The sequence below is a fragment of the Streptomyces sp. NPDC107654 genome, assembly GCF_055639035.1.
Genome location: NZ_JBVKBI010000011.1, coordinates 95,733 through 118,015, shown reverse-complemented (window position 1 = coordinate 118,015; position 22,283 = coordinate 95,733). Strand labels below are relative to the sequence as shown.

Here is a 22,283-nt window from a genome sequence, read left to right as displayed (position 1 = left end):
CGGGCGTTTCAGCCCGAGTGCTCCGCCAGCCGGTCGAGAAACGCGGCCTGGGCCGTGACGATCACCGCACGGGCCCGGTCCAGACCGAACCACGCCACCCGGTCCAGCTCCGGGAACTCCCGCGTCCGGCCGGAGCGCGGCGGCCACTCCATGGTGAACGTCCCCGGGGTGATCGTCTCCGGGTCGAGGTCCGCCGCCACCGCCCAGGCCGTGACGATCTTGCCGTTGCGCTGCACGACCTCGCCCAGCGGTACGGCCTCCCCGTCGGGCGGTGCCAGCCCCAGCTCCTCCCGGAACTCCCGCCGGGCCGCCTCCCAGGCGGGCTCGGCCGGGTCGTACTCGCCCTTCGGCACGGTCCAGGCGCCCGCGTCCTTCTTCGCCCAGAGCGGGCCGCCCATATGGCCGAGCAATACCTCCAGCCCCTGAGCGGTGTGCCGGAACAACAGCAGTCCCGCGCTGCGCTTCGTCGTCCGCACCGTCACGGCGTGACCTCCGGGTGGGCTGCCAGCAGGGCCTCCACGGTATCGGCCTCCTCGGGGCGCTTGTCCTCGCGGTAGCGGACCACACGGGCGAAGCGGAGGGTGACACCGGCCGGGTAGCGGGTGGAGCGCTGGAGTCCGTCGTAGGCGATCTCCACGACGAGTTCGGGGCGGACCCGGACCACCCAGCCGTCGTCCTCGACCGCCAGCTCCCGGAGCCGCTCGGTCTGCCAGGCGAGCATCGCGTCGGTCATGCCCTTGAAGGTCTTGCCGAGCATCGCGAAGCCGCCGTCCGGGGTGCGGGCGCCGAGGTGGAGGTTGGACAGTTTGCCGGTGCGGCGGCCGTGACCCCACTCGGCGGCCAGCACCACGAGGTCGAGGGTGTGCACGGGCTTGACCTTCAGCCAGGAGGCGCCGCGCCGTCCCGCGCTGTAGGGCGCGTCCAGCGCCTTGACCACCACGCCCTCGTGGCCCCGGGCCAGGGTCTCGGCGAGGAACCGTTCCGCCTCCGGGATGTCCGCCGGGCCCGAGGTCACCGTGCGCCGCACCCGCATCGGCTCGGGCACCAGCCGGGCCAGCTCCGCGTGCCGCTCGGCGAACGGCAGGTCGAGCAGGTCGCGGCCGTCGACGGAGAGGGCGTCGAAGAAGACGGGGGAGACCGGCACCTCCTCCGCCGCCTTCACCACATCGGTCCGGGAGCCCACCCGGCCCGCCGTCTCCTGGAAGGAGCGGGGCCGGCCCGTCGCGTCCAAGGAGATCACCTCCCCGTCCAGGATGAACCGCTCGCCCCGCAAGCCCCGCGCGGCGGCGGTCACTTCGGGCAGCCGGTCGGTGATGTCGTCCAGTGTGCGGGTGTGCACCCGTACGGTGTCGCCGTCCCGGTGCACCTGGACCCGGATGCCGTCCAGCTTCTCCTCCACCGCACAGGCGCCCAGCTTCTCCACCGCCTCAGCGACCGAGGAGGCGCTGTGCGCCAGCATCGGCAGCACCGGCCGGCCCACGGTGAGCCGGAACCGCTCCAGCGCCGCGGGCCCCTCGCCCAGCAGGGCCCCGGCCACCGTCTGCAGCGAGCCCGCGAGCATCACGGCCCGCCGTACGTCCGCCGGGTCCGCGCCGGTCGCCTGGGCGAGGCCCTCCACCGCGACCGCGTCCAGGGCGCCCTGCCGGACCTCGCCGGTGAGCAGGCCGAGCAGGAACCGCTGCTCCTCCTCGGTCGCCGCGCCCATCAGCTCGCCGACGATCCGGGCCCGCTCCGCCTGCGACCCGGGTCCGGACACCTTGCCCAGCTCGGTGAGCCGGGCGTCGACCTCCCGCACGGTCAGGGAGGGCTCACCGGCCGGCGGGACCCGGCGGCCCAGCACCTTCCAGCCGACGCCGAGCCGGCCCTGCGGCAGCCGTCCGGCCAGATAGGGGATGACGATCGGCACGTCGTCCGCCTCCGCGTCCCGGAACAACTCCGCGAGCAGCGCGGTCTTCCGGGTCCTGGCCGCTGTCGCGGCGACCTCCCGGGACACCTGGGCCAGCCGGGTCAGCAGCATGCAGCCCATAGTGCATCAGCCCCCCGCCGGATGCGCGGCTCCTCACGTGCGGGTGCGTCGTGGCCGCTCACCCGGCACCCCGCGCCTTCCGGGCGCTGTCGTCGAGGTCGGCCATCAGCAGCTCGCCGTTGATCGCCGCGCCCGCCCGGTAACCCCGGCTGGCCGCGTTGACCACCTGCTCCGCGAAACCGCTCGCGTTGCCCGCCGCCCACAGGCCCGGCACGCTCGTCAGGCCCCGTTCGTCGATCACCGGGTAGCTGCCGAACGGGGTCTTGCGCAGCTCCGCGCCCAGCCGGACGAGCAGGTCGTTGCGGGGGACGGCGCGCGGGGCGGCGTACAGGACCGCGCGGGCGTGGACCCTGCCGTCGGCCAGCCTGACCCCGGTGAGCCGGTCGTCGGTGACCACGACGTCCGTCACCTCGCCGGGGACCACCGTGACCCCGGCGGCGGCCAGTCTGCGCAGGTCCTCGTCCGTCAGCTCCGACTCGCTCACCTCGTGCAGGAAGAGGCGCACGTCGTTCGACCACCGGGTGACCATCAGCGCCTGGTGCACGCTGAGCGCGGAGGTGGCGAGGACGCCGGTCGGCAGGTCGCGGAACTCCCAGCCGTGGCAGTACGGGCAGTGCAGCACGTCCCTGCCGAACCGCTCGGCGAGGCCCGGGACCGGCGGCAGCTCGTCCCGGAGCCCGGTGGCGACCACGAGCTGCCGGGCCCGCACGGTCCGGCCGCCGGCGAGCACGACGGTGAAATCGCCGCCCCGGTCCCTGCTCCCGGCCCCGTCCCGGTCCGCGTCCCTGGTGGCGTCCACCACCCGGTCCCGGACCAGCTCCACCCCGTACCGGGCGATCTCCTCCCGGCCGACGGCCAGGAACTCGGCCGGGGACATGCCGTCCCGGGACAGATACCCCTGCATGTGCGCGGCCGGCGCGTTGCGCGGCTCGCCCGCGTCGACGACCAGGGTGCGGCGCCGTGCCCGGCCCAGGACCAGCGCGGCGGACAGGCCGGCGGCCCCGCCGCCGACGACGACAACTTCGTACCTGGTGTTCTCGGTCATGAGACGACGGTCGCCCGCGGCTGCGGGATTGACAAACGTAGTTGCCGTTCCTGCAATAGAAAGCATGAGCACAGACGACGTACTGGCGGACGTGGGTCCGAGACTGCGCCGCGTCCGCAAGGAGCGGGAGGTGACCCTGGCCGCGCTGTCCGAGGCCACCGGCATCTCCGTGAGCACCCTGTCCCGGCTGGAGTCCGGCCTGCGCAGGCCCAGCCTGGAACTGCTGCTGCCGATCGCCCAGGCCCACCAGGTGCCGCTGGACGAACTGGTCGGGGCGCCGCCGGTCGGCGACCCCCGGGTGCGGGCCAAGCCGATCGTGCGGCACGGGCGCACCATGTACCCGCTGACCCGCCAGCCGGGCGGGCTCCAGGCCTACAAGGTGATCGAGCCGCAGCGGACCACGGAGCCCGATCCGCGGACCCACGAGGGGTACGAGTGGCTGTACGTCCTCTCCGGGCGGCTGCGGCTCGTGCTCGGACAGCACGACGTCGTGCTGTCGGCGGGCGAGGCGGCCGAGTTCGACACACGGGTGCCGCACTGGTTCGGGTCGGCGGGGGAGGGGCCGGTGGAGTTCCTGAGCCTGTTCGGTCCCCAGGGGGAGCGGATGCACGTGCGGGCGCGACCCGCCCGTGCGTGACCCACGCGACTGTTCCCTGATCGGCAAGCGACCGCTTAGTATGCGGGGGACCCCGGTCCGGCGAAGCAGTCGCGTGGAGGCACCGCATGCAGGCATGGCAAGTGCACGAGAACGGCGAGCCGAGCGAGGTGATGCGGCTCCATGACGTCGAGCGGCCCACACCCGGCGACGGCCAGGTCCTGCTCAGGGTGCGCGCCGCCAACGTCAACTTCCCGGACGCGCTGCTGTGCCGGGGGCAGTACCAGATCCGGCCCCCGCTGCCCTTCACCCCGGGCGTGGAGATCTGCGGCGAGACCGAGGACGGCCGCCGGGTGATCGCCAACCCCGCGCTGCCCCACGGCGGCTTCGCCGAATACGCCCTCGCCGACGCCCGGACCCTGCTGCCCGCCCCCGAGGCGCTGGACGACGCCGAGGCCGCCGCCCTGCACATCGGCTACCAGACGGGCTGGTTCGGCCTGCACCGCCGGGCCCGCCTGGAAGCGGGGGAGACCCTGCTCGTGCACGCCGCCGCCGGAGGCGTGGGCAGCGCCGCCGTCCAGCTCGGCAAGGCGGCCGGCGCCACGGTCATCGGCGTCGTCGGCGGCGCGCGGAAGGCCGCCGTCGCCCGGGAACTGGGCTGCGACGTGGTGATCGACCGGCGCGCCGAGGACGTCGTCGCCGCCGTGAAGGAGGCCACCGGCGGACGCGGAGCCGACGTGATCTACGACCCCGTCGGCGGCGACGCCTACGCCCAGTCCGCCAAAGTGGTCGCCTTCGAGGGCCGGATCGTCGTCGTCGGCTTCGCCGGCGGCACCATCCCCAGCCCGGCCCTCAACCACGCCCTGGTGAAGAACTACTCGATCCTCGGCCTGCACTGGGGCCTGTACAACACCAAGAACCCGGGGCTCGTCCGGCACTGTCACGAGCAGCTCACCGAACTGGCCGCCCGGGGCGCCGTCAAGCCGCTGGTGAGCGAGCGCGTCCCGCTGAAGGGAGCCGCGGACGCCGTGCAGAAGGTGGCGGACGGCCTGTCCACCGGCCGGATCGCCGTACTCCCGGAGGAGGCAGCATGACCGACGCCGAAGAACTGCGCCGCCGCACCCGCGAGCTGCTCGCGCAGGTCCCGCCCGCGAGCACCGACCGCCTGGACTTCCTCCGCGCCCGCTTCGACGCGGGCCTCGCCTGGGTGCACTACCCGGAGGGCCTCGGCGGCCTCGGCGCCCCGCGCTCGCTCCAGGCCGTGGTGGACGCCGAGCTGGAGGCCGCCGGCGCCCCCGACAACGACCCCCGGCGCATCGGCATCGGCCTCGGCATGGCCGCGCCGACGATCCTGAAGTACGGCACCGAGGAGCAGAAGCGGCGCTATCTGCGGCCCCTGTGGACCGGGGAGGAGGTCTGGTGCCAGCTGTTCAGCGAACCCGGCGCCGGCTCCGACCTGGCCGCGCTCGGCACCCGGGCGGTACGGGACGGGGACGGCTGGGTCGTCAACGGGCAGAAGGTGTGGACCTCCAGCGCCCATCTCGCCCGCTGGGCCATCCTCATCGCCCGCACCGACCCGGACGTGCCCAAGCACCAGGGCATCACCTACTTCGTCTGCGACATGACCGACCCCGGCGTCGAGGTCCGGCCGCTGCGCCAGATCACCGGCGAGGCGGAGTTCAACGAGGTCTTCCTCACCGACGTCCGCATCCCCGACGACCGCCGGCTCGGCGAGGCCGGCGACGGCTGGCGGGTCGCGCAGACCACGCTGAACAACGAACGCGTCGCCATCGGCGGCATGGCCCTGCCCCGCGAGGGCGGCATGATCGGCCCGGTCGCCGCGACCTGGCGCGAACGCCCCGAACTGCGCACCCACGAGCTGCACCAGCGGCTGCTGAAGCTGTGGGTCGAGGCCGAGGTCGCCCGCCTCACCGGCGAACGCCTGCGCCAGCAGCTCGCCCTCGGCCAGCCCGGCCCCGAGGGCGCCGGCATGAAGCTCGGCTTCGCCCGCCTCAACCAGGAGATCAGCGGCCTGGAGGTCGAACTCCTCGGCGAGGAGGGCCTGTTGTACGAGGACTGGACCATGCGCCGCCCCGAGCTGGTCGACTTCACCGGACGCGACGCCGGATACCGGTATCTGCGCTCCAAGGGCAACAGCATCGAGGGCGGGACCAGCGAGGTCCTGCTGAACATCGTCGCCGAGCGCGTCCTGGGCCTGCCCGCCGAGCCGCGCACCGACAAGGACGTCGCCTGGAAGGACCTCGCCCGATGACGGATCTGCTGTACTCCGAGGAGGAAGAGGCGCTGCGGGCCGCCGTCCGCGACCTGCTCACGGACCACTGCGCGGCGGCCGACGTGATCGCCCGCGGCGAGTCGGACGCCCCGCACGACCTCGCCCTGTGGAAGCTGCTCGCCGAGGGCATGGGCCTGGCCGGGCTGCTGGTGCCCGAGGAGCGGGGCGGCCAGGGCGCGACCCACCGCGAGGCCGCCGTCGTCCTGGAGGAGCTGGGACGGGCGGTCGCTCCGGTGCCCTACCTGACCAGCGCGGTCGTGGCCACCGAGGCCCTGCTCGCCTGCGACGAGGGGGAGCTGCTGGGGCGACTGGCCTCCGGGCGCACCATCGGCGTGCTCGCGGTCGCCCTGCACACCGCCCCGGGTGCCGGCGCCCAGGCCGTGCGCGTGGAGAACGGCCGCCTGCACGGTGAGCTGACCGGCATCGCGGACGCGGCCGTCGCCGACGTGCTGCTCGTCCCGGCCGACGACGGTGGCCTGTACGCCGTCACCGCCGATGCCGTGACCGTCACCCCGCAGGTCTCCCTGGACCTGACCCGCCCGTTGGCGAGGGTACGGCTGGAGGGCGCTCCCGGCCGCCGGGTCGGCGACGCCGGGTCCGCCGTACGCCGGGCCCTGCGCGCCGCCGCCGGACTGCTCGCGTCCGAGCAACTGGGCGTGGCGGAATGGGCGTTGACGGAGACGGTCCGGTACCTGAAGGAGCGCAAGCAGTTCAACCGGCCGGTCGGCGGCTTCCAGGCGCTCAAGCACCGGCTCGCCCAGCTGTGGCTGGAGGTGGTCAACCTCCGGGCCGCCGCCCGCGCCGCGGCCGACGCGCTCACCACCGGCGAGGACGCGGAGGTCTCGGTCGCCGTCGCGCAGGCGTACGCGGCGCCCGTGGCCGTCCACGTCACCGAGGAGGCGCTCCAGCTCCACGGCGGCATCGGCATGACCTGGGAGCACCCGGTCCACCTGTACCTGAAGCGGGCCAAGGCGGACTCGATCGCCTACGGCACGGCGGGTGCCCATCGCCATGCGCTGGCCACGCTGGTCGATCTCCAGGGGCCCTGACTCCCCGCGGCCACAGGTGAACAGAGGGACAACTCCCCGTCGGCCGGGGCCGATCGGCGGTGTGCCGCGCGCATACTCCCTTCGGTCCCGTCCGGCATTCCCAGGGAGGCAGTGCATGGCCCTCACCACCCGTCGCAGCGCCCTCACCACCCTCGGCGCCGCCCTCGTCGGCAGCCTCGCCCTGCCCGCGCAGGGCGCGTCGGCCGGGGAGCGGACGCGCCGCCCACGTCCGCTGTGGCACGCCCACGCCCACAACGACTACGCGCACCCGCGGCCCCTCCACGACGCCCTCGACCACCGCTTCGGCAGCGTCGAAGCCGACGTCTTCCTCGTCGGCGACCAACTCCTCGTCGGCCACGAGGCGTCCGGCCTCGACCCGTCCCGCACCCTCGAATCCCTCTACCTGGAACCCCTCGCCGCCCGCGTCAGGGCGCAGCACGGCTCGGTCTACCGGGGCGCACGCCGGCCGCTGCAACTCCTCGTCGACATCAAGACCGAGGGCTCCTCGACGTACCGCGCACTCGACCGCCGCCTGCGCCGCCACCCCCACCTGTTCACCCGGTACGCGCACGGCCGTGTCCATCCCGGCCCGGTCACCGTCGTCGTCTCCGGCGACCGGGCGGCCCGCACCCCGATGGAGGCACAGACCCAGCGCCGCGCCTTCTACGACGGCCGGCTCGGCGACCTCGACGGCCCCGCCCCGGCCTCCCTCATCCCGCTGATCAGCGACAACTGGACGCAGTACTTCGGCTGGACCGGCGCGGGAACCTTCCCGGACGCCGAACGGCAGAAACTGCGCGGCATCACCGCCGCCGCCCACGCGCGCGGACGGCGAGTCCGCTTCTGGGCCACTCCCGACACCGCGGGCCCGGCCCGGGACGCGCTGTGGAGCGAGCTGCTCGCCGCCGGGGTCGACCACCTCAACACCGACGACCTCGCCGGCCTGGCGGCCTTCCTCGACGCCCGCCCCCGCGCGTAAGACCACACGATCGGGGGACATGTCAGCAGCCCGGACGAACCCTCCGCTACGCCACACTTGCGGCCGAACGCCGCACACGGGGCGTGGCGGAGGAGGGTTCCCGATGGCCGTTTCCATCTCTGTGGTGCTGCTGCTTCTGATCCTGGCCGTGATCTTCATTCGCAACTGCTCGCTGAAGATCTCCCATGCCCTGGTCTGCCTGCTGCTCGGCTTCTACCTCGCCAGCACCAGCGTGGCGCCCACCATCCACAGCGGGCTCACCGCGACCGCCGACCTGGTCAGCAGCCTGCGGCCCTGACGCAACGGGTGCGTCACTCCGCGGAGAAGACGCCGATGCCGTTGGGCACCGGGCGCTCGGCGCCGCCGCTCGGGTGGTTGCGCACCGTCACGGCGGTGGCGCCGGTGCCACGGGTGACCAGTTCCGTCGAGCCGCCGCCGTCGAGGTTGAAGGCGTCGGTGGCCCCCAGCGACCGCATGGTCTCCGCCTCCTCCGCGACGGTCAGTCCGGTGCGGTAGGCGGCGGAACCGTCCAGCGCGAGGAGCAGCAGCCGCCGGCCGCCGTCCTTGAAGCCGACGACCGTGCGCACCGCCGACGTCCTGTCGTCCAGGCCGGGGAGTGGGGTGCCGTCGCGCAGGACCGGGAAGCCGCCGATCGCGAACGTGTACGGCACCCCCGACGAGGCCGCCGCCAGGGAGTGCGTGACGTCCACCCGGTCACCGACCGACAGCTTGCGCAGCTTCCGCGCGCCCTCCTCACGGCCCAGCAGGACCGTCGTGTCCGCCGGGATCGTGCCGCTGCCCGGGGCGTCCGAGGCGGAGACCACCCGGCCGCCGCGCACCTTCACCTCGTAGGTGTCGCTGCTGCACGGCGCCGACCGCTGGGTGTCGGTGCCGCAGACGGCCCGCACCCGGGAGGCGCTGCCCCAGCGGGCGGTGAAGGCGCCGACGGAGTCCACCGGCAGCGCGTACTGGTTGAGGCCCTTCAACGGCAGCTTCCCGTCCGGTGTGCCGACCGAACCGGAGAGGGTGAGGCGGTCCAGACGGGCCCGCCGGTCGGTGCCCACACCCAGCACGTCCCGGGTGCTGGTGCCCGGGGGGAGGGCGGGACCGAACCGCTGGCCCTTCGGCACCGCCCCCTTGAGCACCTGCCCGTCCGCCACGGCCGGTCCGACGGAGGCGCCGGTGGCCTGCACGCCCGGGTGCTGCGTCTCGGTGATGTCGAAGAAGTCCCCGTTCACCCCGGCGACCGCCCCGGCCGAGTCCGCCAGCCGGGAGACCGTCGACCGGGCCGCCACCGCGTCCGGGTACAGCAGGTCGACGCTGACGTGCGAGTCGGAGAGGTCCACCGTGACCAGGTGGGCGCGGGTCTTCCCGGCCGCCGCCGTGAGGTCGAAGTGCCGGTAGGTGACGCCCGGCGCGAGCCGCCTGCCCGCGGGTGCGGCACCGGCCGGTGCCGCACCCGCCAGGGCCGTGCCGGTCAGCACACCGAACGCCGTGGCCACCGTGAGAACCGCTCTGCCCGCTGCCGAACGCCTGCGACGTCTGGTCACCGTGCCCCCTGATGTTTCGTCAACTGTCCTGTCCGCAGGGGCAGTGGACCAGAATCGGGCGGCGAGGGGGCCGACTAGGCGTCGACGACGCGAGAACGGGTGAGAAAACGCACCCCCTCGGGTGCTTCCAGCGAGAATCCGCTGCCGCGTCCCGGAACGACGTCCACGATCAGCCGGGTGTGGCTCCACGCCTGGTACTGGCTGCGCGACATCCAGAACGTGACGGGCTCGGGCACACCCGCCACCGTCAGCTCCGCCAGCAGCACGTCCGAGCCACCGGTGCGGAACTCGCCGTCCGGATAGCACATCGGGGCGCTGCCGTCGCAGCAGCCGCCGGACTGGTGGAACATCAGCGGCCCGTGCTCGGTACGCAGGCGGCGCACCAGCTCGGCGGCCTCGGGCGTGAGTTCGACCCGGGGGATCTCCTCTTCCATGGCACCGTCCTGGACAGCCGGGGTGTCGGTCCGCTCCAGTCTCACGGATGGTCACGAACCCGTCCAGAACGCCTCCTTGCCCGGCCGGACACGCTGCCGGGGCCGAGGGGGGACAATGGAGGCGTGAGCCCCGCCTTCCCGATCCTGCCCGAGCCGTACTTCGTCCCCGCCGGCGAGCATCCGCTGTGGGAGGAGGCGCTGGCCGCGGTCAACCGCGACCTGGCGGCTGCCCTGCCCGGGCAGAGCCCGCTGCGCCTCCTCGCCTACCCGGCCGAGGGCGACGAGCCCGAACAGGTCTACGTCGCGCTGGCGAACGGCGACGCGCACGGCAACTCCCTGGAGCCGGCCGGCTCGGCCGCCGAAGCGCTGCCGGCCGTCGCCGAGGCCGCCCAGGACACGGTCATGGAGTGCCTGTGGCAGGTGTGGCCGGTCTGTACCCTGCACGGACTCGGGATGCACGTGGCCGAGGAGGCCGGACGCCCGGTGTGGAGGTGCGCCGGCGGGGGCGCGCGGCGGGAACCGGCCCATGTCCGGGCGGCGGTGGGGGAGCTCGACACGGTGCACCGGCCCCGGCGCCCGAACCGCAAGCGCCGCACGGCCCGCACACCGCGCCGGGCCGACTGAGCCCGGCCGGAGTGCCCTGCGATCATCGGGGGATGCGGGATTTCGACGAGCTGACCCAGGTGGACGACCCGGCCTGGCCGGAGCTGCAGCAGGCGTTCACGACCGCCGCCGTACCCGTCCGGGTGCTGCCCGCCGACCCCGACGAGGGGCGCAGCTGCCTGCTCCGGCTCCAGGTCACCACGCGGTCGGTGCTCGGCGCGCTCACCCTGCACTGCGGCGGCCTCGTCCTGGACGACGGCTGGCTGCGGGTGTACGGCGCCGGCTCCGCGGCCGTCGGACTGCCGAGCCTCGGGCGGGTCAACGGGTTCCCCGACGAGTCCGACGCCCCCTGGCACCCGGCGGCCGGGCTCGTCGTCGGCCATGACGTGCTCGGCGGAGTGTTCTGCCTCAACGGCTCCGACCCCGTGGGCGGCGGCCGCCCCGGCGCCCCGGGTCAGCTGACCTACTTCGCGCCCGACACCCTGGCCTGGGAGGCGCTGGACATCGGCCACTCGGCCTGGATCGACTGGCTGCTGTCCGGCGGGACGGAGCGGTTCTACGCGGGCCTGCGCTGGCCGGGCTGGCGTGCGGAGGCGGCGGCCCTGCACGTGTCCCAGGGCATCAGCGTCGTCCCGTTCCTGTGGTCCAGGGAGGCCCGCGAGGATCTCGCCGCCACCAGCAGACGAGCCGTCCCACTGCACGAAGTGGTGGGCGTGTCCGCCGACTTCGCCCGACAACTCGGCTCGGCGGAGCCCGGGTTCCTTGGACTCCTCGGGCCCTTCGGCGAGGGCTGAGCCCGGGTTCCTGGGATTCCGCGGGCGTGAAGCCGTCCTTGGACGGCATGATCGACACATTGACTCATCGACATTGGCGCCGCTTGGCTCGGCCCTCGGACTGCCGCGGCGAGCCGGCGCAGGCCGGTCCCGACCGACGACCTGCCGCGGGTGCCGGACCCCGACCGGCGGGGCTGCCGCTGCTGGTCACGGCGTCGGCGGGGGCGGGGCACGCGCCGGGCGGCGGAGCGTGGCGCGCTCAGTCCGAGGAGTCGCGGCGCCTCCGGCGGGCGCGGAGGGCCTCCGGGAGCAGTGGCAGCAGCGACACCACGACCACCACGGCGACCAGCGGCAGCAGGTAGTCGTCGATGTGCGGAACCGAGGCGCCCAGCGTGTATCCGGCGAGCACCAGCGTCTGCGACCACAGCACCCCGCCGACCGTCTGCCAGAGGGTGAAGGCCCGGGCGGGCACGCCCAGAGCCCCCGCCACCGGGTGCAGCACCGTCCGCAGCAGCGGCACGAACCGGCCGATCACCAGCGCCTTGCCGTAGCCGTAGCGCGACAGCAGCCGCTCCGCCCGCGCCACCGCGCTCCGCACCCGGTCGCCGGAGGAGCGCGCGAGCAGCGCCCGGCCGCCGTGCCGTCCGATGAGATAGCCCACCTGGCCGCCCGCCACCGCCCCGACCGCGGCGCACACCAGCACCTGCCACAGCGCCAGCCGCGGCGGCTGCTGGACACTGCCCGCGCACAGCACCCCGGCCGGGAACAGCAGCGTGTCACCGGGCAGGAAGAAGCCCACGACCAGCAGGCCCGACTCGGCGAAGACCACCGCCAGGACGCCCAGCGCGCCGAAGGCGGCGAGCACCGAGGCGCTGTCCATCGGGTTGACGGCGAGCACCGGCCGGACCTCCTGGCCTCCTCAGGGAACCTGTCCGCTCCCCAGCATCGCGTGCCGGGCGCCCCCGTGCGCGCCGGTCGGTCGAACGAGGGCCGCCCGCGCCGGGTCAGTACCCGACCCGGAACGTCGCGTCCTGCCGGTCGGTGGCCGTGGAGATCGGGTCGATCCGCAGGACGTAGTCGGAGTGGCGCAGGTAGCGGGTGGGGTTGTTGTAGGAACGGAACGACGACCAGCTCGCGTCCGCGAGGCCCGCCGTCCGCTGGAAGGTGGCGTCCGCCGCGAACGTCGACGTGCCGTCGTCGACGTCCAGACGGAGCTGGTAGTCGTAGTGGCGCAGGTAGCGGGTCGGGTGGCTGACCGACCGGAACGACACCGCGCCGCTGTCGGCGAGGCCGGGCACCAGCTGCCACAGCGAGTCGGTGTACGGGTCGAAGGGGTACGCGTCGATCCGGCCGGCGTAGTTCGCGTGACGGACGTAACGCGACGGGTGGTTGTACGACTTCAGTCGGTTCCAGGTGGGGACGCCCCACCGGGCGACGAGGTTGTCGTACTCCGTGGTGCTGAGGGCCGTGATCCCGCAGTGCTTGGAGTTGACCGGCTGGGTGTAGGCCTTCTGGTCGAGTGGGGTCCAGGTGCCGGAGGCGAGGTCGCCGGTCTGCCAGGCGTAGAAGACACCGTTGGGGGTGTAGGTGTCTCCCCACAGGTACCAGTTTCCGGCCGCGGGGGACCTGACCAGGGTGGGCGCCTCGGTGCCGCCGTGGGCGACCGCGGTGCCGAACTCCCGGAAACTGCCCGGCTCGAGGCTGGTGGAGCGGGCGCCGGCCAGGGTCTGGTCCTTCTTGAAGTAGAGGTAGTTGACCCCGTCCACCCCCACAGCCATGTCGCCGTCGATCACGTCGTAGCCGGGGTCGAAGAAGACCTGCGGGGCGGAGGCGGTGACGAAGTCGGTGGTGTGGTTCACCATGATCACGTTGTGCCCGCTGGAGCCGACCGCCGAGTAGATGAGCGCGTACTGTCCTCGTCCCGCGTCCCAGAACGCCTCCGGGGCCCAGGCGTGGGTGTTCAGGCCGTGCACCTTCAGCCGGTGGTAGCCGGTGAAGGTCCGCAGGTCGGGTGAGTGCCACACGTGCACGTACTGGCTGACGTAACTCCAGTCCGTGCCCTTCAGGTCGGTGGCCAGGACGACGAACGTGCCGTCCTGCTTGCGCAGGACGAACGGGTCCCGCAGCCCGAGCGCGCCCTCGGTGGGGGTGACGACGGGATCGTTCTGGTTCAGCGGCATCCAGTGGAGCGAGTCCGTGCTGACGGCCAGGTGGAGGCCGTAGTCGGTGCCGGTGCCGTTCGGTGACTCGGTGAAGTAGGCCATGGCGTACGCCGTGCCGGCGGCGTGGGCGGTTCCGGCGCCGGCGCCCAGCGCGCCGGTGACGGCGAGGGGCGTGGCGGCGGCCACACCGAGGAAGGAGCGGCGGGAGAGACGGGGACCGGACGTCATACGTGCTCCAGGGGCGTCGAAGCGATCGGTATTTCGAACGTGGTTCGGTTCTCCGGTCGGACGGTAGAGGAGTGGTCATGGCCCCGTCAATGAGTCGGCCGCGGAGAGGCTCGGCGCTGCCGGGGCGAAGACCGCGCCGTCCTGCTCGAAAGCGACGACGCGCCTGCCGGCATACCCTCCCGGTCAGGCGCGTCGTCGGTCACCGTGTCTAGAAGAAGCCCAGCTTCCTCGGCGAGTACGACACCAGCAGGTTCTTGGTCTGCTGGTAGTGCTCCAGCATCATCTTGTGCGTCTCGCGGCCGATCCCGGACTGCTTGTAGCCGCCGAACGCCGCGTGCGCGGGGTAGGCGTGGTAGCAGTTGGTCCACACACGGCCCGCCTGGATCGCGCGGCCGGCGCGGTAGGCGGTGTTGATGTCCCGGGTCCACACCCCCGCGCCCAGGCCGTACAGCGTGTCGTTGGCAGTCTTGATCGCGTCGTCGAAGTCGTCGAAGGAGGTCACCGAGACCACGGGACCGAAGATCTCCTCCTGGAAGATCCGCATGCGGTTGTCGCCCTCGAAGATGGTCGGCTGGACGTAGTAACCCCCCTTCAACTCGCCGTCGTACTCGACGCGCTCACCGCCCGTGAGGACCCTCGCTCCCTCCTGTCGGCCGATGTCCAGGTAGGAGAGGATCTTCTCCAGCTGGTCGTTGGAGGCCTGCGCGCCGATCATCGTGCCGGTGTCCAGCGGGTGGCCCGGCTTGATGCGCCGGGTGCGTTCGACAGCCGCCTCCAGGAACTCCGCGTAGCGGCCGCGCTGGATGAGCGCCCGGGACGGGCAGGTGCAGACCTCGCCCTGGTTGAGCGCGAACATCGTGAAGCCTTCGAGCGCCTTGTCGCGGAATTCGTCGTCGTGCGCCCACACGTCGTCGAAGAAGATGTTCGGCGACTTACCCCCGAGTTCCAGGGTGACCGGCTTGATGTTCTCCGAGGCGTACTGCATGATCAGCCGCCCGGTCGTGGTCTCCCCGGTGAACGCGACCTTCGCCACCCGTGGGCTCGACGCCAGCGGCTTGCCCGCCTCCACACCGAAGCCGTTGACGATGTTCAGCACGCCCGGCGGCAGCAGGTCCGCGATCAGACTCAGCCAGTAGTGGATGGAGGCCGGGGTCTGCTCGGCCGGCTTGAGGACCACCGCGTTCCCCGCGGCCAGCGCCGGCGCCAGCTTCCAGGCCGCCATCAGGATCGGGAAGTTCCACGGGATGATCTGCGCGACGACTCCGAGAGGCTCGTGGAAGTGGTACGCCACCGTGTCGTCGTCCAGCTCGCCCAGCGAACCCTCCTGCGCCCGGATCGCCCCCGCGAAGTAGCGGAAGTGATCGATCGCGAGCGGGATGTCGGCCGCCAGCGTCTCCCGCACCGGCTTGCCGTTCTCCCAGCTCTCGGCCACCGCCAGCGGTTCCAGATACGCCTCCATCCGGTCGGCGATCCTCAGCAGGACGTCGGACCGCTCCGCCACCGGCGTACGACCCCACCCGGGCGCCGCCTCGTGCGCCGCGTCCAGCGCCCGCTCCACGTCCTCCGCGGTACCCCGGGCGATCTCCGTGAAGGGCTGCCCGTTGACCGGCGACGGATTCTCGAAGTACTGCCCGCGCGCGGGCGGCACGTAGGAGCCGCCGATGAAGTGGTCGTAGCGCGCCTGGTAGGAGACGATCGAGCCCTCGGTGCCCGGAGCCGCGTAGCGAGTCATCCTGGTCTGCCTCCCGGTGCAGCGCTGCCCGCCGTTGGGCAGCTCTCGCCGCGAGGCTAGGCGGGCGGACGTTGCAAGTACGTTGCACCGCGGGCCCGCGCCGGTGCCCGCCCGGCCGGTACCGCCAGCTCGGCCTCCAGCGCGGCGAGCCGGGCACGGACCGGTGCCGTCGGACGCACCACGGCGAGGGCCCGCCACACCTCGATGTCCTCCTCGCCCCACGGCGCGTGCGCCCAGTCCGCCAGCAGGTCGGGATCGCGGTGCGCGATCAGTGCCGTGCGCAGCGCACCCGCGAGCCGCTCCCGCAGCCGGACGATCGCCGGGGCCTGAGAACCGGGCAGCAGGGGCCCGGCGTACGCCTTCACCGCCGCGGTGAGCCCGCCCGTCTCCAGCCGCCGCTCGACCACGGTGACGTCCGACTCGACCGCGGCCGTCAGCCGGTACGGCCGTGAGGCGAGCAGCTCCGGCCCCAGCAGCCTGCGCAGCCGGGCCAGCTCCGCCCGCAACGTCACCGGGGTCACCGACTCGTCCGCGTACAGCGCGCACAGCAGCTCGTCCCCGCTCAGGCCCTCGGGATGGCGCGACAGCAGCACGAGGATCTCGCTGCGCCGGCGGCTGAGCCTGATCCTCCCTCCTTCCACGGCGAGTTCGGCCTCGTCCCGGCCCAGCGCGCTGAGCAGCGGCCCCTCCCCGGCGCAGCCCGGCGGGGCGAGAAGGGCGAGCTGTGCCTCGGCCGCCCGAGCCACCGCCTGCACGAAACCGAGGCTGTGCGGATGGGCGAGTCCGTCCCCGCCGGTGATGTCCACGGCTCCGAGCACCCGTCCGGTGCGCGGATCGTGCACCGGAGCGGCGGCACACGTCCACGGCTGCACCCGCCGTATGAAGTGCTCGGCGGCGAACACCTGCACGGGCCGGTCCACGGCCACCGCGGTGCCCGGCGCGTTGGTGCCGACCGCGCTCTCCGACCAGCGGGCCCCCGGGACGAAGTTCATCCGGTCCGCGCGGCGCCGGGTCGCCGCATGCCCCTCCACCCACAGCAGTCTGCCGTGCGCGTCGCACACCGCCAGCAGATGCTCCCCGTCGGCCGCGAACGTGCCCATCAGCTCCCGGAACAGGGGCATCACCTGGGCCAGGGGGTGCTCCGCGCGGTAGGCGCCGAGGTCGCCGTCGGTCAGTTCCACACAGGCGGTGCCGTCCGGCCCGACACCCGCCCGCGCGCTGCGCCGCCACGACTCCGCCACCACCGGCCGCACCGGGCGCGGCACCGTCCCCACCGTGGTGAACGTCTCGTGCGCACGGCGCAGCGCCCGGACCCGCTCGGCGGGGTCGGCCCCGGGCTCCAGGGCAACCCACGGATCGGTCAACTCGGCCTCCCCGGACGGTGGAACGGCGGTGCCACGGCGGCCCCGACCATCGTCACCCCGCGTGTTCGCGGGAACAACCGGTGGGACAAGCCACTCCTCTCGGTCAGGCGAAGTTGACCAGTCTGATGTAGCGCACCCAGTCCCAGTGCGGCCCCGGGTCGGTGTGGTCGGTGCCGGGCACCTCGTAGTGGCCGATGATGTGCTCCCTGTCCCGTGGGATGCCGTACGCCGTGCAGATCGCCGCCGTGAGCTTCGCCGACTCCTCGTAGAGGGCGTCGGTGAAGTAGGCGGGCTGGTCCACCCAGCCCTCGTGCTCGACGCCGATACTGCGTGTGTTGTAGGACCAGTTACCGGCGTGCCAGGCGATGTCGGCTTCATGCACGCACTGGGCGACATGCCCGTCCGCCGAGCGGACCAGATAGTGCGCGGAGACCTTCTTCTGCGGATTGGCGAAGATCGCCAGCGCGTCGGCGTACGTCTCCTGCGTGACGTGGATGATCACACGGTCGATGGCGTAGTCGCCGGGCCGGCCGGCCACCGTGTAGTTGGAGCCGCTCGCCGGCCGCCACTCGGCGAGCGGGTAGTCGACGAACCCGGTCTGAGCACCGGCACGCGGGTCGGGAAGCAGGGCGTAGGGGACGGCGGCGAGCGCCGCGCCCTTCAGCAGCCGTCGCCGGCTGAGCCGCGGTGCGGTCCGGTCTTTGTCCATGGCGGGATGCCTTTCGGTAAGCCTTTTCGGGGTGCCTTTTCGGGTGCCTTTCGGAATGTCCTTCGGGGTGCGTTCGCCAGGCCGCCGCGGATGCCCTGCGGGTGACGTGGGGCTGTCTTCGTGTGGCCGTGGCGGTGCTTCGTGAGCTCTTGACGGTGCGTTCGTGAGCTCTTGACGGTGCGTTCGTCAGCCCTTGACGGTGCGTTCCTGAGACCTTGGCGTGCGTTCGCTTCGACCTTGACGGTGCGTTGTGATGCCTTCGGAAGGCCGTTGCGATGCTTCGGAAGTCGTCGGGGAGCGGCGGCTGTACGGCGCAGGGATCGGCGGAGACGTCAGCCGCACAGGACCCGCGCCGTCTCCCGCAGCCGTGCGTGCACACCGCGGTACGTCTCCCGGGCGGGCAGCCACTCCTTGCGGAGCTTGGCCACGCACGTGTAGTTGGTGTCGCACACGTTGGCCAACGGCGACTCGACGGCCTGGGTCGCGAACTGGTACGCGTCCAGCTCACTGAACCCGTAGTCGCGCACCAGCCACCGCACGAGGTCGAGCTGGGATATCCGGAACGCGTCCTCCAGCGGGCGGGCCGATCCGGTCGAGACGATGTGCGTGTCCGACTCAAGCCGGGGCCACGGCGTGGCGACGTCCTTGAGGAGGTCTACGACCACCACCGTGTTCATCGCGCACTCCACGGCCACCCCGCAGGTCTCGCCCTCCCCCTGCCGGGCATGCCCGTCGCCCAGGCTGAGCAGGGCGCCCTCGACGTTGACGCCCAGGTAGCAGGTGACGCCGGCCCGCATCTCGGGCGTGTCCATGTTTCCGCCGTGCGCGTCCGGCACCAGGGCCGAGCGCACCTCCAGGTTGGCCGGTGCCACGCCCACCGTGCCGTGCATCGGATCCAGGGGCAGCTCCACCCGGATGTCGCTGTCCCGCGCCTCGAACAGGGCGGTCCGCCGAGCCCGGTCCAATTGCCAGATCCAGACGCGCTCCGGCAGCGGTGGCTGCAACGTGGCCGTGGTGTGGGTGGAGGTGAGGGCGCCGAAGAGGGGGACGGTCGTGGACGCCGCCCAGTCGCGGGCCGGTTCGATCGACACGAAGTGCACGGCCACGGTGTCGCCGGGCTCGGCGCCCTCGATGTGGAAGGGGCCGGTCTGCGGATTGAGGTAGGGGAACTCGCACACCTCGGACACGAGGTCCTTCTCGGAGCGGACCCGGCCGGCGAAGCAGTCCTCCGTGTACAGGTCGAGGACGGTGCCCGGAGCGATCCGTGCCAGGGGTGCTGCTCCGCCGAACGTCCAGGCGTACTGGTCGGGTTCCGGACGCACGGTGAGGATACGGGGCTCGGCCATCGTGGGGTGGCTCCCTTCATGGGGCGGGTCGTCAGATCGGTGGACCGGGTCGGCCGGTGTCGTGGAGCCGACCGGCCAGGGCGGTGACTGGGGTTGGTTGAGCGCTGGTGTGCTGGTCGAGGCGGTGGGCGCGGTTGGTCGATGAGGTGAGGGGAGTTGGCCGAGGCGGCGACTGGGGGGCTGGTCGTGGTGGTGACGGGGGTTGACCGAGGGCGCGACCGGGTGCTGGCCGGGGCGGGTCGGCCTGGCTCCGGAACGAGGCCGGACGCGGTGTGGACGGCCCCGCTGTGACCGCTGCTCAGCCAGGCACGCTCCCGCTCTGCCCTCGGCGGGTCAGCGCGGGACGGTCCCGCTCTGCCGGTCGGCGCCGGGGTCGTACGCGTCGAGGTGCACCCGCGCGGTCTCGGCTATGCGCTCGGGATGCCGTCGTACGAGCACCAGCAGGACGAGCACGCCCACCCCCATCCAGACGCTGACGACCGGGCCGGCGTAGGACACCGGAGCCGTCAGTTCCGTCACGAAGTCGAACACCGGGAGGCCGGCGGCCGTCAGCAGGGCGGGGATGAAAGCGGTGATGCCCAGCACCGGGAACAGCAGGTGCCGTACCGGCTTGAAGACGGCCCGGCCACGGCGCAGGAAGTGCCCGGTGCAGGAGAGGTTCACGACGATGTAGACGCCGACGACGACCGTGACGATCACCGTGGCGAGAAGCAGGAACGCGGTCACGGGGTCGTAGGCGAAGCCGAGTCCCAGCACTGCCGTGACGGCCACGACGGTCTGCACGGCGATGCCGGCCACGGGGGAGCGGTGCCGGGGGTGGAGCGTGGCGAGCAGGCCGGGCAGGACTCGGATGCGGGCCAGGGCGAAGGCGGTGCGGGTCGAGACGTTCGCGCACGCGTTGGCGTTCGCGACAGTGGAGTTGACCACCGCGAGGAACACCAGCACCCAGAACAGACCGAAGGAGGCCCGGGCGACGCCCTCCCAGGAGGCCGCGCCCGAGGCACCGAACTCGGCGAACCGGTCGGGGCCGTAGTAGACGCTCATCGCATAGGTCGTGAGCACATAGAACAGGCCGATGCCGAGGGCCGCGCCCAGGACCGCGCGGTGCATGGTCCGTCGTGGGTCGCGGGTCTCCTCGGCGAGCGGCGCCGCCGCCTCGAACCCGGCGAACGCCAGCACCGTGTACACGGACCCGGCGAACACCCCGGCGGCCCCCGTGTATCCGTCGGCGGTGTGCGCCGTGCCGAACACCGACACGGTGTTCGCGCTGCCCGCCTTGCCGATGAGCAGCACCGCGAACACGAGGAGGACGAGGATCTCGAAGACACCGAGGACGGTGCCGAAGCGGGCCGAGGCACGGACGCCGAGGTAGCCGGCCACGGCGATCACCGCGGTTCCCGCCAGTGCCCACGGCCACCACAGGTCCGCGGGATACGCGGGCCACTCCTCGTGCAGCGTGGCCGCCGCCGTGAAGCCCAGTTGCAGGAGCAGCAGTGGTGGCACCAGCATCTCCACGAAGACGTAGGCCCACCCGACGAGGAAGCCGACGGCCGGGTGCAGGCCCCGGGCCGCGTATGTCGCCACCGAGCCCGCCGCGGGCAGCTCGCGGGCCAGTTCCGCCACACAGGAGGCGGTGAACAGGCAGGCCACCATGGCGACCAGTACCGCCAGGGGAAGGCTGCCGCCCGCGAAGGCGGCGCCGGACGGAATCGACGCGGCCACCGCGGCGGCCGGCGCCATCGCCGTGATGCTCTGGAACAGCACCTCCCGCAACCCGATCGCGTCGCGCCGCAGTGCCCCGGTCGGCTCCTCGTTCATGTGCTCCCCCTGGTGCGTGTCAGTCCGCTGCCACCTGCCGCCTGCGCGTTTCCCTCATTCCGCGAGCGCCCGCCGCCCGGCCGTGCGTGACGAGCCGTCCGCCGTGCCATGAAGCCCGTCGGCGATATCGACGGCTGCCGACGGAGCATGACGGGGTGTCGGCCGTACATGTCTGGCTGTCGGTCGTTCGTGACGGTCCGTCGGCTGCGCCCCGCGTGAATCACGGTACGGCTCGGGCCGGTTGGGCAGAAGGGCGTGCCGCGGTTCCGTGGACAAGTCGTGGCCTGTGGATAACTTGACCACCCGATCGGGCGAAGCACGGGACCGTGGGGGCACGGCCTCGGCGCGCGGCGAGCCGGTCGCTCAGGACCGTTCCGCCACCATCGCCGGGTCGTCCAGCACCGCTCGTACGACGGAGTGGGCGGCACCCAGCAGGGGGCCCTGCGGGCCCAGCGCGGACACCGCCAACGGGCAGGCCGGGCCCGCCGTGCGGCCCGCCAGCTCCGCCTCGAGCGACGGCAGCAGCCAGGGGGAGAGGCCGGCCAGGGCCCCGCCCAGGACCACGGTCTCGGGGTCGAGGAGGTTCACCGCCCCGGTCAGGGCGATCCCGAGCGCCGTACCTGCGTCCCGCAGAGCCGCCCGTACCCCCTCGTCGCCGGCCTCCGCGCGCTCCGCGAGCAGGCCCACCAGATCCTCGCGCGGCTCCAGCCCGGCCGCGCGCAGTACCGCGTCCTCACCCGCGTACTGTTCCAGGCAGCCCCGGCCGCCGCACGGGCAGGCGGGACCGTCCGGCCGTACGGGCACATGGCCCAGCTCGCCCGCGAATCCCCGGGTCCCCCGCAGCAGTGTGCCGTCGACGACCACGGCCGCACCGATGCCGATCTCGGCCGACACGTGCAGGAAGTCACCGGGGGTGCCGGCACCGAGCCACAACTCGGCCAGCGCTCCGAAATTGGCCTCGTTGTCCACGGTCAGCGGCCAGTCGCCGGGGAGCAGGGGGCCGAGGTCGGTGTCGTGCCAGTCGAGGTTCGGGGCCCGTACGACGGTCCGTCCGTCCCGGGCCACCAGACCGGGCACGGCGACCGCGAGCCCGGCGGGCCAGAGCCCCGCCCGTTCCGCCTCCGCGACGACCCGGCGGATCAGCTCCGTCAGCTCCTCGATCACGGGCCCGGCCGCCCGGCCGCGGTTGGCGCCGTGCCGTACGGCCCGCGCCCGGACCTCGCCGCGCAGGTCGACCGCGCACACCGCGAGATGGCCGACGCCGATCTCCGCGCCGATCCCGGCCGGACCCCGGCCGCTGACCGCGAGCGCCGATCCGGGGCGTCCCACCCGGCCCGGCCGCTCGGGGCCCAGTTCCTCCAGCAGCCCCCAGCGGATCAGCTCGTCCACCAACGTCGACACGGCCGCCCGGGTCAGCCCGATCCGTGAGGCGACCGCGGCCCGGGACAGTGAGCCCTCGGCGCTGACGGCGTGCAGCACCCGGGCGAGGTTGCGCCGGCGCATGCCCTGCTGGGTGTCCGGCAGGGAGCGCCCGGCGCCCGGCGGACGCGCCTCGTGCAGCGGTGCGGTCATGCCTC

The 22,283-nt window shown here is 73.1% G+C and carries 21 protein-coding genes; 8 read left to right on the top strand and 13 right to left on the bottom strand.

The features are described from left to right. Nucleotides 1-8 precede the first annotated feature (8 nt). The 3 genes from ACZ7N4_RS21065 to ACZ7N4_RS21055 form a co-directional block, all read right to left on the bottom strand. Nucleotides 9-482 carry an NUDIX hydrolase gene (locus tag ACZ7N4_RS21065; RefSeq protein ID WP_467926331.1) on the bottom strand — a complete coding sequence of 158 codons (474 nt, stop codon included), beginning with the start codon at nt 480-482 and terminating at the stop codon, nt 9-11. Beyond that, on the bottom strand, nt 479-2,017 hold the full coding sequence (locus ACZ7N4_RS21060) for an ATP-dependent DNA ligase (RefSeq protein ID WP_471359842.1): 1,539 nt from the start codon (nt 2,015-2,017) through the stop codon (nt 479-481). The genes ACZ7N4_RS21065 and ACZ7N4_RS21060 overlap by 4 nt, the downstream gene beginning before the upstream one ends. A gap of 67 nt (nt 2,018-2,084) precedes the next feature. Beyond that, on the bottom strand, nt 2,085-3,071 hold the full coding sequence (locus ACZ7N4_RS21055) for an NAD(P)/FAD-dependent oxidoreductase (protein ID WP_471359841.1): 987 nt from the start codon (nt 3,069-3,071) through the stop codon (nt 2,085-2,087). Nucleotides 3,072-3,135: 64 nt separating this feature from the next. Here ACZ7N4_RS21055 and ACZ7N4_RS21050 point away from each other — a divergent pair, with 64 nt between their 5' ends. From ACZ7N4_RS21050 to ACZ7N4_RS21025, 6 genes are all read left to right on the top strand, one after another. After that, complete coding sequence (locus ACZ7N4_RS21050) at nt 3,136-3,708, top strand: helix-turn-helix domain-containing protein (RefSeq protein ID WP_471359840.1); 573 nt, start codon at nt 3,136-3,138, stop codon at nt 3,706-3,708. Nucleotides 3,709-3,794: 86 nt separating this feature from the next. After that, nucleotides 3,795-4,760 (top strand): NADPH:quinone oxidoreductase family protein, encoded by a 966-nt coding sequence (locus tag ACZ7N4_RS21045; protein ID WP_471359839.1) that lies wholly within the window; start codon nt 3,795-3,797, stop codon nt 4,758-4,760. Beyond that, entirely contained in the window at nt 4,757-5,938 is a 1,182-nt protein-coding gene (locus ACZ7N4_RS21040) for an acyl-CoA dehydrogenase family protein (RefSeq protein WP_471359838.1), read from the top strand. Before ACZ7N4_RS21045 ends, ACZ7N4_RS21040 begins: the two co-directional genes overlap by 4 nt. Continuing rightward, on the top strand, nt 5,935-7,008 hold the full coding sequence (locus ACZ7N4_RS21035; protein WP_471359837.1) for an acyl-CoA dehydrogenase family protein: 1,074 nt from the start codon (nt 5,935-5,937) through the stop codon (nt 7,006-7,008). Before ACZ7N4_RS21040 ends, ACZ7N4_RS21035 begins: the two co-directional genes overlap by 4 nt. Nucleotides 7,009-7,123: 115 nt before the next feature. Further along, nucleotides 7,124-7,987, top strand: a complete 864-nt coding sequence (locus ACZ7N4_RS21030; RefSeq protein ID WP_471359836.1) for a phosphatidylinositol-specific phospholipase C/glycerophosphodiester phosphodiesterase family protein — start codon at nt 7,124-7,126, stop codon at nt 7,985-7,987. Between the two features lie 103 nt (nt 7,988-8,090). After that, nucleotides 8,091-8,285 carry a hypothetical protein gene (locus ACZ7N4_RS21025; RefSeq protein ID WP_208030819.1) on the top strand — a complete coding sequence of 65 codons (195 nt, stop codon included), beginning with the start codon at nt 8,091-8,093 and terminating at the stop codon, nt 8,283-8,285. Between the two features lie 13 nt (nt 8,286-8,298). On the opposite strand, the gene ACZ7N4_RS21020 is transcribed toward ACZ7N4_RS21025, so the two are convergent. Both ACZ7N4_RS21020 and ACZ7N4_RS21015 read right to left on the bottom strand, forming a co-directional pair. After that, complete coding sequence (locus ACZ7N4_RS21020; protein WP_471359835.1) at nt 8,299-9,489, bottom strand: phosphodiester glycosidase family protein; 1,191 nt, start codon at nt 9,487-9,489, stop codon at nt 8,299-8,301. 122 nt (nt 9,490-9,611) lie between these two features. After that, nucleotides 9,612-9,971: a DUF779 domain-containing protein gene (locus tag ACZ7N4_RS21015; RefSeq protein ID WP_471359834.1), complete on the bottom strand. Its 360-nt coding sequence runs from the start codon at nt 9,969-9,971 to the stop codon at nt 9,612-9,614. Between the two features lie 123 nt (nt 9,972-10,094). Between ACZ7N4_RS21015 and ACZ7N4_RS21010 the strand changes: the two genes are divergently transcribed. Together ACZ7N4_RS21010 and ACZ7N4_RS21005 are read left to right on the top strand one after the other, a co-directional pair. Then, nucleotides 10,095-10,595, top strand: coding sequence for a hypothetical protein (locus tag ACZ7N4_RS21010; protein ID WP_471359833.1), 501 nt, complete (start codon nt 10,095-10,097; stop codon nt 10,593-10,595). A gap of 32 nt (nt 10,596-10,627) precedes the next feature. Then, on the top strand, nt 10,628-11,368 hold the full coding sequence (locus tag ACZ7N4_RS21005; RefSeq protein WP_471359832.1) for a DUF2625 family protein: 741 nt from the start codon (nt 10,628-10,630) through the stop codon (nt 11,366-11,368). Nucleotides 11,369-11,606: 238 nt separating this feature from the next. Here ACZ7N4_RS21005 and ACZ7N4_RS21000 read toward each other — a convergent pair whose 3' ends face one another. From ACZ7N4_RS21000 to ACZ7N4_RS20965, 8 genes are all read right to left on the bottom strand, one after another. Next, a complete protein-coding gene (locus ACZ7N4_RS21000) occupies nt 11,607-12,245 on the bottom strand; it encodes a DedA family protein (RefSeq protein WP_471359831.1) in 639 nt (212 codons plus the stop codon). A gap of 106 nt (nt 12,246-12,351) precedes the next feature. Then, nucleotides 12,352-13,737 carry a glycoside hydrolase family 43 protein gene (locus tag ACZ7N4_RS20995; RefSeq protein WP_471359830.1) on the bottom strand — a complete coding sequence of 462 codons (1,386 nt, stop codon included), beginning with the start codon at nt 13,735-13,737 and terminating at the stop codon, nt 12,352-12,354. 208 nt (nt 13,738-13,945) lie between these two features. Next, nucleotides 13,946-15,469, bottom strand: a complete 1,524-nt coding sequence (gene exaC, locus ACZ7N4_RS20990) for an acetaldehyde dehydrogenase ExaC (RefSeq protein ID WP_471359829.1) — start codon at nt 15,467-15,469, stop codon at nt 13,946-13,948. Nucleotides 15,470-15,525: 56 nt separating this feature from the next. Further along, nucleotides 15,526-16,833 (bottom strand): GAF domain-containing protein, encoded by a 1,308-nt coding sequence (locus tag ACZ7N4_RS20985; RefSeq protein ID WP_471359828.1) that lies wholly within the window; start codon nt 16,831-16,833, stop codon nt 15,526-15,528. 103 nt (nt 16,834-16,936) lie between these two features. Beyond that, nucleotides 16,937-17,542: an N-acetylmuramoyl-L-alanine amidase gene (locus ACZ7N4_RS20980; protein WP_471359827.1), complete on the bottom strand. Its 606-nt coding sequence runs from the start codon at nt 17,540-17,542 to the stop codon at nt 16,937-16,939. Between the two features lie 332 nt (nt 17,543-17,874). Beyond that, a complete protein-coding gene (locus tag ACZ7N4_RS20975; protein WP_471359826.1) occupies nt 17,875-18,888 on the bottom strand; it encodes an acetamidase/formamidase family protein in 1,014 nt (337 codons plus the stop codon). A 333-nt stretch (nt 18,889-19,221) separates the two neighbouring features. Then, the gene (locus ACZ7N4_RS20970) at nt 19,222-20,706 is read right to left on the bottom strand and encodes an APC family permease (RefSeq protein WP_471359825.1); all 1,485 of its coding nucleotides are present in this window, start codon (nt 20,704-20,706) and stop codon (nt 19,222-19,224) included. Between the two features lie 363 nt (nt 20,707-21,069). Then, nucleotides 21,070-22,278, bottom strand: coding sequence for an ROK family protein (locus ACZ7N4_RS20965; protein WP_471359824.1), 1,209 nt, complete (start codon nt 22,276-22,278; stop codon nt 21,070-21,072). Between the last annotated feature and the right edge of the window lie 5 nt (nt 22,279-22,283).